Source organism: Bradyrhizobium roseum, assembly GCF_030413175.1.
GTDB lineage: Bacteria > Pseudomonadota > Alphaproteobacteria > Rhizobiales > Xanthobacteraceae > Bradyrhizobium > Bradyrhizobium roseum.
The window spans coordinates 3,344,859-3,357,340 of record NZ_CP129212.1 but is presented as its reverse complement, the minus strand read 5'-3'; the positions used below and the strand labels follow the sequence as shown (position 1 = coordinate 3,357,340).

The following is a 12,482-nucleotide window of genomic DNA, read 5'->3' as shown; positions in this document are numbered from 1 at the left end:
TTCACCCGCGCGTCCAGAGATAGCGGGCGTCCGGCTCCTTCTCTTCGTTTCTGGCACCGTCGGTTCGTACGACCAGCACAAAACCGCGCGCCTCGTAGAAGCGGCGCGCCGGCACATTGCGCAGGAACGTCCAGAGTTGCAGACGCTCGGATGACCGCTTGGCGATATCCAACAATTGGCTGCCAAGCCCCCGGCCCTGCGCTTCAGGCAGGATATACAGCTGCTCGATCCAGTCGTCGCGGAAGGCAATCACGCCGCGCATCTCATGGCCTTCGAAGGCGCCCCAGACCGTGCATGTCGCAAACACGCGCTCGCGATAGAACCACAAATCTTGATCGGGCGTGTGCAGGCCGGCGAGCCAGGGCAAGGCGTGATCGAAAGAAGCCCGGTGGATGCGCGCGGCGGCGTCCGCATCTGCGAAGTCGAGCTGCTTAATACTCAATCCCGAACTCATCATACAGCCGTCTGAACACCGCGGGCAGCACCTCCGGCAGATCCTCTGCGATCAGGCCTGGTCCCGCCTCGCCCGCGGCTTCGCCGTGCAGCCAGACGCCGATGCCGGCGGCCTCGAACGCCGGCACGCCCTGCGCCAGAAAAGCTGCGATCATGCCGGCCAGCACGTCGCCGGCGCCTGCGGTGGCGAGCCAGGGCGGGGCGTTGGACGCGATGCTGGCGCGGCCGTCGGGTGATGCGACGACGGTGTCCGGCCCCTTCAGCAGCACCACGGCGCCGCAGCGTTCGGCGGCGGCGCGTACCCGTTCCAGTTTGGAGCGGCCGGGATGCTTGTTGCTGATGTCGCTGAACAGGCGCGGAAACTCGCCTTCGTGCGGCGTGAGCACGACTTTCACGTCCCCGCTCGCCTTTATCTGCTCGAACAGCCGCTCGGGCGCCTCGGCAAAGCTGGTCAGCGCGTCGGCGTCGAGCACGAGGCTGCGCCTGGCCGACAAGGCGGTGTGGACGAAATCGCGGGTGCGGGCGCTGACGCCGGCGCCCGGCCCGATCACGACCGTGCCCAGCCGCCGGTCGTCGAGCAGTTCGGCGAACTGAATCGCATTGTCGATCGCGCGCACCATCACCGCTGTCAGCGCCGCCGCGTTGACCGCCAGTGCATCGCGCGGCGATGCCACCGTGACCAGTCCCGCCCCTGCCCGCAGCGCGCCGCGCGCCGCGAGCCGCGCCGCACCGGTCGACGCCAGTTCGCCGGACACGACGACGGCGTGGCCGCGGGCGTATTTGTGGCCGTCGATGTCGGGGACGGGGAAGGATTTCTGCCAGCTTGACGGCACGTTCTCGAACGTCTGCGGCTTGATCTCCGCAAGCACCTGCGCGTCGATGCCGATATCGGCGACGCGTACGCGGCCGCAATGCTTGCGTCCCGGCATCAAGAGATGCCCGGGCTTGCGGCGGAAGAAGGTCACGGTCTCCGCGGCCTTGATCGCCGCCCCCATCACCGCGCCCGTGGTGCCGTTGATGCCGCTCGGCAGGTCGACCGCCAGCACCGGCGCGCCGTTGGCGTTGACCGCCTCAATGATCTCGAGCGGGTCGCCCTTGACGGGACGGTCGAGGCCGGCGCCGAACAGCGCATCGATGATCAGCGCCGGCCTGCCGATCGCCTGCGGGTTGAACGGCAACACCGGATATTTCCAGCCGCGGGCCGCAAGCGCCGCATCGCCCTTCAGGCTGTCGCGTTCGCACAGCAGGATGACGGAGACGTCCCGGCCCCGTGCGGCCAGCTCGGCCGCGGCCACAAAACCGTCGCCGCCATTGTTGCCACGGCCGGCGACCACCACGATCGGCCCCTCTTCGACGAGATTCATCGCGGCCTCGGCCACGGCCTGGCCCGCGCTCATCATCAACGCGAATCCCGGCGTGCCGGCAGCGATCGTCAGCCGGTCGGCACGCTCCATCTCCGTCGTGGTCAACACTTCCATGCCGAAACCTCAGTCCGTCAGCCTTTTCCGCAGGCATATCGCCATCGCGCCGCGGGGCTTAGCGCCTCGGCTGCACATGAATCGACCCATTTGCCTATTTTGTAATCTCCACTATCATGCGGTGTCCGGCTCAACCTCTTCCACTTGCCCGTTAAAAGTCTGATAACGTTTCGAAATCAGCCGCGTTAACAACTTGGCATAGACCCTGCTTTTGAGGAAGCCGGTTAAACGAGAGAGCTTATGATCGACGCACTCCGCGTCAATTATGAGCAATCCGGCTTGCTTTGGATCAATCCTGGCATTGGCCGGGAAGCAAGGATCAAACCAGACGGCGCCATGGATTTCACCAGGCTGCGACATCGAACCTATCTGCTATTCGGAAATGCCCGGGAGGCGCTCAGTGAAGAAGATTGAAGCCATCATCAAGCCATTCAAGCTCGACGAGGTGAAGGAGGCGCTTCAGGAGGTTGGGCTGCAGGGCATCACCGTCACCGAGGCCAAGGGATTTGGCCGGCAGAAGGGACACGCCGAGCTTTATCGCGGTGCGGAATACATCGTCGACTTCCTGCCCAAGGTGAAGATCGAGATCGTGATCTCGGACGAACTGGTGGAAAAGGCGATCGACGCGATCCGCCGCGCCGCCCAGACCGGGCGCATCGGCGACGGCAAGATCTTCGTCTCCAACATCGAGGAAGCGATCCGGATCAGAACCGGAGAATCCGGGCTGGATGCCATCTAACGGGCTGGACGCTCTCTGAGCCGGGTGCTATCCGGATTTTGCGACCAAAAAACAAGAAAAGGGCTGCTTCGGCGGCCTGATTTCGTTCGCGATAGCTCACCGATTGTCGGCGAATTTGTCGTTGTCGCCTCACGCCTGGAAACCGACCCGTAGTAGCCAAAAGGGGTATTCATGAAGACCGCCAAAGACGTCCTGAAATCGATCAAGGACAACGACGTGAAATACGTCGACCTGCGCTTCACCGATCCGCGCGGCAAGTGGCAGCACGTGACTTTCGACATCAGCATGATCGACGAGGAAATCTTTGCCGAAGGCACGATGTTCGACGGCTCCTCGATCGCCGGCTGGAAGGCGATCAACGAATCCGACATGTGCCTGATGCCCGATCCGGTCACCGCGACGATCGACCCGTTCTTCGCCGAGACCACCATGGTCATCACCTGCGACGTGCTGGAGCCGACCACCGGCGAGCCCTACAACCGCGACCCGCGCGGCATGGCCAAGAAGGCCGAGGCGATGGTGAAGTCGATGGGCATCGGCGACACCGTGTTCTTCGGACCGGAAGCCGAGTTCTTCGTGTTCGACGACGTCCGCTTCCAGACCACTCCGTACAACACCGGCTTCAAGCTCGACTCCTCGGAACTGCCGACCAACTCCGACACCGAATATGAAGGCGGCAACCTTGGCCACCGCATCCGCACCAAGGGCGGCTACTTCCCGGTGCCGCCGCAGGACTCGGTGCAGGACATGCGCTCGGAAATGCTCGGCGCCATGGCCAAGATGGGCGTCAAGGTCGAGAAGCATCACCACGAAGTGGCTTCCGCCCAGCACGAGCTCGGCATGAAGTTCGACACCATGACGCTGATGGCCGACCAGATGCAGATCTACAAGTACTGCATCCACCAGGTCGCGCATATCTACGGCAAGACCGCCACCTTCATGCCGAAGCCGGTCTATGGCGACAACGGCTCGGGCATGCACTGCCACCAGTCGATCTGGAAGGACGGCAAGCCGGTGTTCGCCGGCAACAAATACGCCGATCTCTCCGAGACCTGCCTGCACTACATCGGCGGCATCATCAAGCACGCCAAGGCGATCAACGCCTTCACCAACCCGTCGACCAATTCCTACAAGCGCCTGGTCCCGGGCTATGAAGCCCCCGTGCTGCTCGCCTACTCCGCGCGCAACCGCTCGGCCTCCTGCCGCATTCCCTACACGGCGAACCCGAAGGCCAAGCGCGTCGAAGTCCGCTTCCCCGATCCGATGGCCAATCCCTATCTCGGCTTCGCCGCGATGCTGATGGCCGGCCTCGACGGCATCAAGAACAAGATCGATCCGGGCCCGGCGATGGACAAGGATCTCTACGACCTGCCGAAGGAAGAGCTGAAGCAGATCCCGACCGTGTGCGGCAGCTTGCGCGAGGCGCTGGAAAACCTCGACAAGGACCGCGCGTTCCTCAAGAACGGCGGCGTGTTCGACGACGACTTCATCGACAGCTATATCGAACTGAAGATGACCGAAGTCGAGCGCTTCGAGATGACCCCGCACCCGGTCGAGTTCGACATGTACTATTCGCTGTGATGGCTGGCGGCGCTCGCGCCGCCGGGATTGCGACCAACGATACGAAAGGCGCTCCTTGCGGGGCGCCTTTTATTCGTCGTCGGGATGAGCAGAGCGGCTTTCGGACGGCGCCAAAGCGGCCTCGCACATCATGATGCGCGGCCGGCTTGCTCAGGCGGTGGAATACCCCGACCGCGGATCGCTGCGGGTTCTGCTGGTGGCGCCCGCTCGGACGCCTCATGGGCCAACCGCCACAACAGGCGGACTGCGAACAGCGGCAGGATCATCAGCGCGCCGGGAATATGCCCCACCCCCAATGGAATCATCGCAAGCGGCAACATCCAAAGCGCCAACGCGAGACAATGATCCAGGAGGGTTTGGTCGTCGCGCTGCCGCAGGAGCGCAACGATCCATCCGAACACGACCATGTCGTAGTTCATTATCCAGGGCGAAAACACAAAGATCGCGACCACAAAGAGTGCGTGCGACAGCACCGGATCGCGCTTGCGCCAGAACGTCCAAACCACGGCGCCAAATGCGCCGGCCGATGCTGTCCCCTGAATCATCCAGGCAACATGATCGGAAAGTCCGACAAGGCGCGCGTTGACGAAGGCGGAGGCTACGATTGGCCAGCCCTTGATGCCAGCCGTATTTATCAGCTCGTGCTGTTGCGGCCCGACCTTCTGCCAATATTCCATCCAGATGTCCGGCCCGAACCATACTGCCGTCGCGACGACCAGCAGCACCGTGGTGGCAACCGCCGAGGCGATGACGCGCCAGTGTCCGCCCAGCAGCAACAAGACCGGAAGCAACAAGCCGAGTTGTGGTTTGACGGTCAGGACACCGAGCAATATCCCGGCGAAGACCGGTCGCCGATCGAGATTGATTAGTCCGCCGATCAGCAGCGCCGCCGTCAGGAAGCCGTTCTGGCCCAACAAGACGTTGACGATGATAGCAGGTGAGATCGCCAAGAACAGCCAGTATCTGCGGTCGACGCCGCCCGCGACCGCAGCCCAGACATAGAGCGCGAGACCGGCCACACACCAGAAGACATATGACGGCAAGTAGCCCAGCTGACCAAACGGCCAGACCAGTAAGACGAGATGTGGGGGATACGACCAGTACATCGGTTCGAGCCCGTCAAGACCGGTCACCTTCCGCAACACAGCCATGTAGACATCGGCGTCGAACCACGCTGCCGGACCGCCGGAAAACATCGCGCGGCCAGCCATCCAACTGTTCAGAAAATCCCTGCCGAGCGGAAAACCCCAAGGGTCGACAATGAATGCCGATGACGTGTGATCCGCCGCTTGTTTGAAGGCAAGCGTAGCGAAAAACACCAAAAAGATCGCAGCCACCGCAGTGGACGCGCCGTAAGCCTTTTCAGTGGCCGCAAAAGCCGTCGTTTGACCTGAAGTTGTCATATATTTTTGATACAACCAAAAAGTAAACGATTTATTCGCGGAAATCGACCAGCGACAGACGCTGCCAAAACGTTCCCTCAGCGTTGCTCCACGCGGACGCAGCAACAGCTGGAGCCAGCCCGGCAGCCATGTCCGCAACGCCCAACACACAAGAAACATGCCTGTTTCCCCTGCCATCGCGAGTTCCACAATCGCAGTGAAGCCAAGACTTCTCCCAAATCGTGGCGGCGATCGTCGCTTTTAGACCGTGCTCGCGGGGTATCGGGGAATCCGACCAACGAGAGGCGCATCGAACCACATGACGACAGACAATGGTTTTCAGCCGGATCGTCCTCCAATCTTTCTCTCCCGGCACGCGGAAGAAACCGGGCACCCGGAGATCGAAAAGCGCTGGGACGTGGCGGCGATCTCGTCGCGAATTCTCAAGGCGAGTGCGTTGGCGGCTGCCGTGACGACGATCGGCGTCGGCGCTCTATCGGTCGGAAATCCCGTCCTGCTCGTTGCGAACGTAACGGACTGGTGGAACGACAAACCCGCGGTTCAGCTCGAAGCCGACGCGTCAGGGGCAACCGTTCAAACGGTGGCCGATGCCCAGGACGCGCCTGCGGCGACGGATGCGCCGGCGCGCGAGGAAGTTGCCGCGGCTGCCGAACCAGCCGCGCCGACCCAGGCCGAGGCCAGCCGGCGTGAGCCAGAGCCCGTTCAGGCGCAGGCCGAGAGCGGCCCGCGCCCGGTCGAGGTCGCACAAAGCCAGGCCGAGACCAGCCCGCCCGTCACCGAAGAATTGTTCAAGCAATTCCAGGCCTGGGCCGCCGAGGAAGAGGCGCGTGCCGCGTCCGCGCGAGCGGCCCGGGCGCGGGTAGCGGAGGATGCCCCGGCGCAGGCGCGCCCCGTGAAGAAGCCGCGGCGGGCTCAGTCCGTGCAAAATGCGCGCGCGGAAGTCCGCCCGCGGCGCAATCAGCGCGCAAGGGTCCGCGAAGAGCAGGACGCAGGGGGGCAGGCGCCGCCCGTGGCCGATCCCCGCGCACCGGACCCGGCTCCGCAAAATGCGCAGCCGCCGTCGTTCTTTCAAAGTCTCGGTATTCGCTAGGTCTGGCGGAAAAATAAAAAAGGCGCGTCATTCAGGCGCCTTCTCTATTTCCGTCATTGGCCGTTGTCAGGCGATGCGGCCCGCGCCTTCGTGACCGCGGTGAGGTTCATCGTCAGCAAGACGCCGGGCTTGGGCAATTCCCGGACTGAAAAAACCGTGCGCGCTGGCCGGTGATCGCCCATGATGTCGACATAGGCGGCGTTCATTGCCTCGAAGTCCGACATCTGCTGCAGAAAAATGTTGATGTGCGTGACGTGATTGAGATCAGAGCCGACGGCATCGAGCATCACGGCGAACGATTTCAGGATTTGCCGGGTCTGGGCGGCGACATCCGCCCCCGCCAGTTGACCGGTCGCCGGATCGGCGCCGGCGGTGCCGCCGATCCAGATTTGCTCGCCGACCCTGGCGATGTGATTGTAAGGGCCGATCGGGGTCGGCGTGTTCGGTGGTGTGAGCGTCTCGACGCGAGATTTCATCGGCCTGCCTCGCTTGATGGATTCGGAGCACATAGCTGGACCGACAGCAACGCGCCGCGCAAGTCGCGCGTGCCCTATCCGCCCTTCGGCGGATTTTCCTGCAGGAAACGCTCGAGATCCTCCTGCACCGAATAGGGCAGCGGGATCGGGTCGCCCATGTGATCGATCGGGCGATCGAGGACGAGGCGGACCATGCGCGCCAGTTCGGACTTGCGATACGGCTTTTTCAAGAGCAGCACGCCCTCGCCGGGACGCGCATTGGCAAGGGCGCCGACCGTATTGCCCGAGGTGTAGAGCACCCGGAGCGGCGGCCGCAGCCCGGCGATCTTTTGCGCGAGCTGCCGCCCGTTCATCGAACCGGGCATGACGATGTCGGTGAACAGGAGATCGAACGCCACGCCGGCATTGACGATGTCGAGCGCCTCGGCCGGATGGGATGCCGTGATGACGGTGTAGCCGAGGCTTTGCAGGCGGCCTGTGACATGCGCGCGCACGACGTCATCATCCTCGACGCAGAGAATCGTTTCAGATCCGCCGATCAGTTCGTCATCGTCGGGCATCGCGGTATCGCCGGTGGCCCGCGCGTTGGATGGCCCGGCGTCGGCTTTCGGCAGATAGATGCGAAAGCAGGCGCCCTTGCTCTCCGCGCCGTCGACGACGACGGCGCCGCCGGATTGCTTGGCAAATCCGAACACCATGCTCAGTCCCAGCCCGGTGCCGGTGCCGAACTGCTTGGTCGAAAAGAACGGCTCGAAAATCCGGTCGCGAATCGCCAGCGGAATGCCGGCGCCGCTGTCGATGACCTCGATGGTGACGTAGTCGCCGGCGCCGAGGTCGCCCACCTCCGCATCATTCGCGTGGCGGGTGAAATTTCCCGTCCTGAACAGCAGCTTCCCCCCATCGCGCATGGCGTCGCGGGCGTTGATCGCCAGATTGACCAGCGCCGACGTGAGCTGGCTGCGATCGACCAGGGCCGGCCAGGCCTCATCGCTCAACACCGTCTGGATCTCGATCTGTCTTCCGAGCGTCGGCGCCAGCAGCTTGACCGCCTCCTCGATCAGCGCATTGACGTCGGTCTCGAGCGGGCGCAGCGGCTGCTTGCGCGCGAAGGACAGCAGGTTTGCCGTGAGTTGCGCCGCCCGGTCGGCGGCGTCGTTGATCATCCTGGTGATCGAGGTCAGCGCCGGATCGTGCTTGACGCCTTCGGCCAGGATTTCGATCGTGCCGGTGATCACGGTGAGCATGTTGTTGAAGTCGTGGGCGATGCCGCCGGTCAATTGCCCGACCGATTCCATCTTCTGCGACTGGAACAATTGTTCTTCCGCCGCGCGCTTTTCGGTGATGTCCCTGACGAAGGCGTTGATGATGTAGCCCTCGCCGCTGGGCAGCGCCGTCAGCGACACCTCGGCAAAGAATTCGCGTCCATCCTTGTGCCGCAGCGGTGTTTCGTATCGCCCGCCGGCGGCGTCGCCCGATGCCTCGCTGAGAAAACGGTCGACCCATTGCCGGTGCACGGGGCGCTCCGCCTCAGGAAATACCAGATCTTCCACGCTCCGCCCGACCGCCTCGGCGCGCGTCCATCCCATCAAGGCTTCGGCATGCGGGCTCCAGTCGAGAACGACGCAGGATCCATCGGTCTGGACAAAGGCATCGAGCGCGTTTTCGATGATCGCCTGCGCCATCCGCTCGCGATCGACAAGCGCCTGATAGGCGCTGGCCCGCACGGTTTCCGTGACGTCATCCGCGGACGGCGGTCTTAGGAACCTCCTGGCGATGCCGGCAGCAAGCGCCATCGCCAGCACCGACGCAATTCCGCCACCGGCCAGCGCGGCGCCCGCGATCGAGATCAACACCCCGCGCGACGCAGCCTCGGCAACGAAATAACACGCCAAAGCGCCGACAATGCCAGACGTCGCCACAGCCAGCGAAACCATCGCAAGCGCGAGACGGCCGGAAATCTTCATAGCCTCTCCCGGTCGCGATGTGATGGGACAAGCACGGGCTTTGATCAGGCCATGGCGGCGGCATCGCGCGACGCGGCAGCGGCGCCTCGTTGCATATCCGACTTCAGCCTCGAGCTGCCAAACTTTCAGGCCCGTAAAAGTACGGACGCCGCCTGGTAGGGGCCGCAACCATCATGAGCCAGGCAAACAACTGGTTGTGTTTTAACTACCAATGATTGTATTCACGACTTCCCGTGGCGCGCCCCACGACGGCGGCAATCAAACGCCGAAGAGCTTGCTGTAGCGCGCCTTGATTGCCTCGCTCTGTACCTGCACCTGGGCCGGGTCGGCCTTGAGCAACTTCAGGCTCGAGAGCGGGACGTGCTGGTCCTTTTCCTTGACCTGCGCATGAAAGGAGCGGTGCGCAAACACGTCGACCAGCAATTGCTGGGCCTCCGCGCCGAAGAAGAAGTTCTGGAACAGCTTTGCCGCGTTCGGATTCGGCGCACCGCGAAAAATGCCCGACGGCACGATGATCAGCGGCGATCCTTCCGCAGGATACACCACCTCCACCGGCTTGCCCTGGTCTTTTGCCAGCACGAGATTGTAGTCGTTGCCGTCGGCCATCACGGCGCGCTCGCCGAGCAGGATTTTCTTTGGCGGATCGGCGGCCGATTGCACCTGCATGATCTTCTGCTGCGCGAGCTTTTCCAGATACGGCCAGCCGAGATCGCGTGCCAGAACGAAAGTCGCGGTCAGGATGGCGCCGCTATAGCCCGGATGGGCCTTGACCATCTTGCCGATCCATTTCGGATCGAGCAGGTCGGCATAGCTTTTGGGCGCGTCCTCGCGCTTGACGAGATTGGTGTTGTAGCCGATCACCTCCATCCAGGCGCAGGAGGTCGCATACATGCCGCCGGGATCGATCTGATCGGCTGGAAAATGTTTGGCGACGTCCGCGGGAAGGTATGGCGCCAGCCAGTCGTTCTTCTTCCATTCGAGATAATGCGCCGGATCGGTCGAGTTGGCGATGTCGACGGCCTTGATGCCGCTGCCCTGCTCCTGCGCGATGCGCTGAAAGATCCGCTCCGCGCCGGAGCGCTCGACGCGGACGGCGATCCCGGGATATTTCGCCTCGAACGTCCGCGCCAGCCGCTCGGCGGTGTTGAGTTCGAGCGCCGAATAGAATGACAGCTTGCCTTCCTTCTTCGCGGCTTCGATCAGCGCCGGCGTCACTTCCTCCGCCGGCGGCGCCGCGGCCCGCAAGGGCTCGGCAAACAAAAGGCCGGCGGCGGAAACCGTCGACGCCTTGAGCAGGTCGCGTCTCGACCAGTTGCGGTCGCCCATCGCATCCTCCCAGTGTGTTGCGGCCGTTGAGCGGGCCGTGCTGTTGGGCATGACGATAGCAGAAGGGATGGGGAGCGGGCCAGCGACCGCATGCATGGCAGGAATGGCGCGGTCGAACGTGGCTACACGGGCGTCAGGGAGGATAGCGTATTGAAAAAGGGCGGAAACTGTATCCACCGTCCTGGCGAGCGTAGCGAAGCAATCCACCTCTCCGCTTGCCGCCCGATGGATTGCTTCGCTGCGCTCGCAACGACGTCAGGAGAGTTGTGCCGCACCGGCGGTTCGTAGCCGCCTACGCCACCCGCGTGTGCGCCTTGAGCGCCGCGCCGAACGCCTCGAACAGTTTTCGGTTGATCGGGTTGTGCTGCGGATCGTATTCGGCGTGCCACTGCACACCCAGCGCAAAACTTGCGGCGTCCGCGATGCGGATCGCTTCGATGGTGCCGTCCTCGGCGATGCCTTCGATCACGACGCGCTCGCCGGGGTCGAGGATGCCCTGCCCGTGCAGCGAATTGACCCGGATGGTCTCGCAGCCGAGCAGGCTGGCAAAGGTGCCGCCGGGCGTCAGGTAGACGTCGTGGCGGTCGGCGAACACGACGGTGGGATCGGGATGGATCTCGCCGTTCTCCAGCCGCGGCATGCGGTGGTTCATGCGGCCGGGAATCTCGCGGATTTCCGGATGCAGCGAGCCGCCGAAGGCGACGTTCATCTCCTGCAGGCCGCGGCAGATGCCAAAGATGGGGACGCCGCGGGCAACGCAGGCCTCGGTGAGCGCCAGCGCGACGTCGTCGCGGTGGATGTCGTAGGGCTCGTGCTTCTCATGCGGCTCGGTCTTGAAGCGCGTCGGATGAACATTGGCCCGCGCGCCCGTCAAGATCACCCCGTCGACGACGTCGAGCAGCGCGCCGATGTCGGTGATCTCGGGCGATCCGGCAAACATCAGCGGCAACGCCCCGGACACGTCGGTGACCGCGCGCAAATTGCGCTCTCCGACCATTTGGGTCTGGAAGCGGTTTTCGACGCGATGGGCGTTCGCGATCACCCCGACCACGGGACGCCTCATCGCGAGACTTCCGCTGTCATTGTCCTGTGCAAGAATCTTCTGGGTTGGGCCATGATCACAGAAGATAATGCCTGCGCAGCGGCTTCGGATCAATATCCGAAGGGCAGCAGCGGGGCTGCGTTGCTATTTTCGCGTGAACGCTTCGCCGGCATCGATGCCGTCGATCCCGGGCAAACCGGCGGCCCGGAGCGCAGTGGCAGCCGAGTTGCCGGTGCCGGCGAGCCAGGGCAGTTTTGCCGGGATTGAGCGCGTCACCGGCTCGCCTAGGACGCCACCGAAATCCAGCGGCCAAAATCCGTTCGGCACCACCTCGGCGGTCATTCCCTGGAGGCGATAACCCTTCCCGAACACCGCTTCGGCTTCGTCCGGCGCCACGGCCCGCGCCGAGGCGGGATTGGCCGGGTCGGCGAAGGTCACGAGCACCGGAACGAGCTCTGCCTTCACCGGCACGATGCCGGTCTGCGCGCTCATCGCGTTGAATGAGACCCGTTTGCCCCCGGAAGCGACCGTATAGGCGCGCAAGGCGACATAATTGATGCCGTCGAGTTCGAGCTTGTCGTTGTCGACATGCGCCAGTAGCGCGACGAGGTTCTTGCCCTGCCCGAGATCGACGAAAACGGCCTCGCCCAGCGTACGGGTCTGGCCGCGGCGAGCGTAGCTGCGGTCAGGATGGACAGCCAGGACGCTGGAAGCCGATTTACGGCCGTCCGGCGTCTCGACTTCCAGCGTCAGGCGATATTTGTGGGCAGGCCGGTTGATCCTGACCTGGTCGCCGATCACCAGCGCCGCCAGCAGCGCAAGCGGGCCGAACCATTTTAGAATCATCTCGCCCTCGCCGGCCCGCACTGTCAGGTCCATGAAACGCTTGGCATAATAGGCGCGGCGGCGTCAAACCGGCGCGTTCGCTGC

Annotated in this window: 12 protein-coding genes; 4 read left to right on the top strand and 8 right to left on the bottom strand. The window is 63.7% G+C overall.

Features of this window, described 5'->3' with window-relative positions; translation table 11 throughout:
* Position 1: 1 nt before the first annotated feature.
* Positions 2–454 carry a GNAT family N-acetyltransferase gene (locus tag QUH67_RS15960; protein ID WP_300948063.1) on the bottom strand — a complete coding sequence of 151 codons (453 nt, stop codon included), beginning with the start codon at positions 452–454 and terminating at the stop codon, positions 2–4.
* The gene (locus QUH67_RS15955; protein ID WP_300947618.1) at positions 432–1,931 is read right to left on the bottom strand and encodes an NAD(P)H-hydrate dehydratase; all 1,500 of its coding nucleotides are present in this window, start codon (positions 1,929–1,931) and stop codon (positions 432–434) included. Before QUH67_RS15955 ends, QUH67_RS15960 begins: the two co-directional genes overlap by 23 nt.
* Before the next feature lie 240 nt (positions 1,932–2,171).
* On the opposite strand from QUH67_RS15955, the gene QUH67_RS15950 reads away from it, so the two are divergent.
* From QUH67_RS15950 to glnA, 3 genes are all read left to right on the top strand, one after another.
* Positions 2,172–2,345, top strand: a complete 174-nt coding sequence (locus tag QUH67_RS15950; protein ID WP_300947617.1) for a hypothetical protein — start codon at positions 2,172–2,174, stop codon at positions 2,343–2,345.
* Complete coding sequence (locus QUH67_RS15945) at positions 2,332–2,670, top strand: P-II family nitrogen regulator (protein WP_027537227.1); 339 nt, start codon at positions 2,332–2,334, stop codon at positions 2,668–2,670. The genes QUH67_RS15950 and QUH67_RS15945 overlap by 14 nt, the downstream gene beginning before the upstream one ends.
* Before the next feature lie 171 nt (positions 2,671–2,841).
* Entirely contained in the window at positions 2,842–4,251 is a 1,410-nt protein-coding gene (gene glnA / locus QUH67_RS15940; protein WP_300947616.1) for a type I glutamate--ammonia ligase, read from the top strand.
* A gap of 128 nt (positions 4,252–4,379) precedes the next feature.
* Here the strand turns inward: glnA and QUH67_RS15935 are convergent, their stop codons facing one another.
* Positions 4,380–5,831, bottom strand: a complete 1,452-nt coding sequence (locus tag QUH67_RS15935; protein ID WP_300947615.1) for a glycosyltransferase family 87 protein — start codon at positions 5,829–5,831, stop codon at positions 4,380–4,382.
* 121 nt (positions 5,832–5,952) lie between these two features.
* Between QUH67_RS15935 and QUH67_RS15930 the strand changes: the two genes are divergently transcribed.
* Complete coding sequence (locus QUH67_RS15930; RefSeq protein WP_300947614.1) at positions 5,953–6,744, top strand: hypothetical protein; 792 nt, start codon at positions 5,953–5,955, stop codon at positions 6,742–6,744.
* Positions 6,745–6,797: 53 nt separating this feature from the next.
* On the opposite strand, the gene QUH67_RS15925 is transcribed toward QUH67_RS15930, so the two are convergent.
* The 5 genes from QUH67_RS15925 to QUH67_RS15905 all read right to left on the bottom strand — a co-directional run bounded on the left by QUH67_RS15925 (position 6,798) and on the right by QUH67_RS15905 (position 12,431).
* Entirely contained in the window at positions 6,798–7,220 is a 423-nt protein-coding gene (locus QUH67_RS15925) for a RidA family protein (protein WP_300947613.1), read from the bottom strand.
* Positions 7,221–7,294: 74 nt separating this feature from the next.
* On the bottom strand, positions 7,295–9,184 hold the full coding sequence (locus tag QUH67_RS15920; protein WP_300947612.1) for a hybrid sensor histidine kinase/response regulator: 1,890 nt from the start codon (positions 9,182–9,184) through the stop codon (positions 7,295–7,297).
* A gap of 258 nt (positions 9,185–9,442) precedes the next feature.
* Complete coding sequence (locus tag QUH67_RS15915; RefSeq protein WP_300947611.1) at positions 9,443–10,510, bottom strand: extracellular solute-binding protein; 1,068 nt, start codon at positions 10,508–10,510, stop codon at positions 9,443–9,445.
* A 292-nt stretch (positions 10,511–10,802) separates the two neighbouring features.
* Positions 10,803–11,573 carry a gamma-glutamyl-gamma-aminobutyrate hydrolase family protein gene (locus tag QUH67_RS15910; protein WP_300947610.1) on the bottom strand — a complete coding sequence of 257 codons (771 nt, stop codon included), beginning with the start codon at positions 11,571–11,573 and terminating at the stop codon, positions 10,803–10,805.
* A gap of 123 nt (positions 11,574–11,696) precedes the next feature.
* Entirely contained in the window at positions 11,697–12,431 is a 735-nt protein-coding gene (locus QUH67_RS15905) for a hypothetical protein (protein ID WP_300947609.1), read from the bottom strand.
* Between the last annotated feature and the right edge of the window lie 51 nt (positions 12,432–12,482).

Bases quoted from the DNA above. Each gene is read 5' to 3' on its own strand.
- QUH67_RS15960 (WP_300948063.1), bottom strand. From the start codon at position 454: ATGAGTTCGGGATTGAGTATTAAGCAGCTCGACTTCGCAGATGCGGAC.
- QUH67_RS15955 (WP_300947618.1), bottom strand. From the start codon at position 1,931: ATGGAAGTGTTGACCACGACGGAGATGGAGCGTGCCGACCGGCTGACG.
- QUH67_RS15950 (WP_300947617.1), top strand. From the start codon at position 2,172: ATGATCGACGCACTCCGCGTCAATTATGAGCAATCCGGCTTGCTTTGG.
- glnA (WP_300947616.1), top strand. From the start codon at position 2,842: ATGAAGACCGCCAAAGACGTCCTGAAATCGATCAAGGACAACGACGTG.
- QUH67_RS15935 (WP_300947615.1), bottom strand. From the start codon at position 5,831: ATGGCAGGGGAAACAGGCATGTTTCTTGTGTGTTGGGCGTTGCGGACA.
- QUH67_RS15930 (WP_300947614.1), top strand. From the start codon at position 5,953: ATGACGACAGACAATGGTTTTCAGCCGGATCGTCCTCCAATCTTTCTC.
- QUH67_RS15925 (WP_300947613.1), bottom strand. From the start codon at position 7,220: ATGAAATCTCGCGTCGAGACGCTCACACCACCGAACACGCCGACCCCG.
- QUH67_RS15920 (WP_300947612.1), bottom strand. From the start codon at position 9,184: ATGAAGATTTCCGGCCGTCTCGCGCTTGCGATGGTTTCGCTGGCTGTG.
- QUH67_RS15915 (WP_300947611.1), bottom strand. From the start codon at position 10,510: ATGGGCGACCGCAACTGGTCGAGACGCGACCTGCTCAAGGCGTCGACG.
- QUH67_RS15910 (WP_300947610.1), bottom strand. From the start codon at position 11,573: ATGAGGCGTCCCGTGGTCGGGGTGATCGCGAACGCCCATCGCGTCGAA.
- QUH67_RS15905 (WP_300947609.1), bottom strand. From the start codon at position 12,431: ATGGACCTGACAGTGCGGGCCGGCGAGGGCGAGATGATTCTAAAATGG.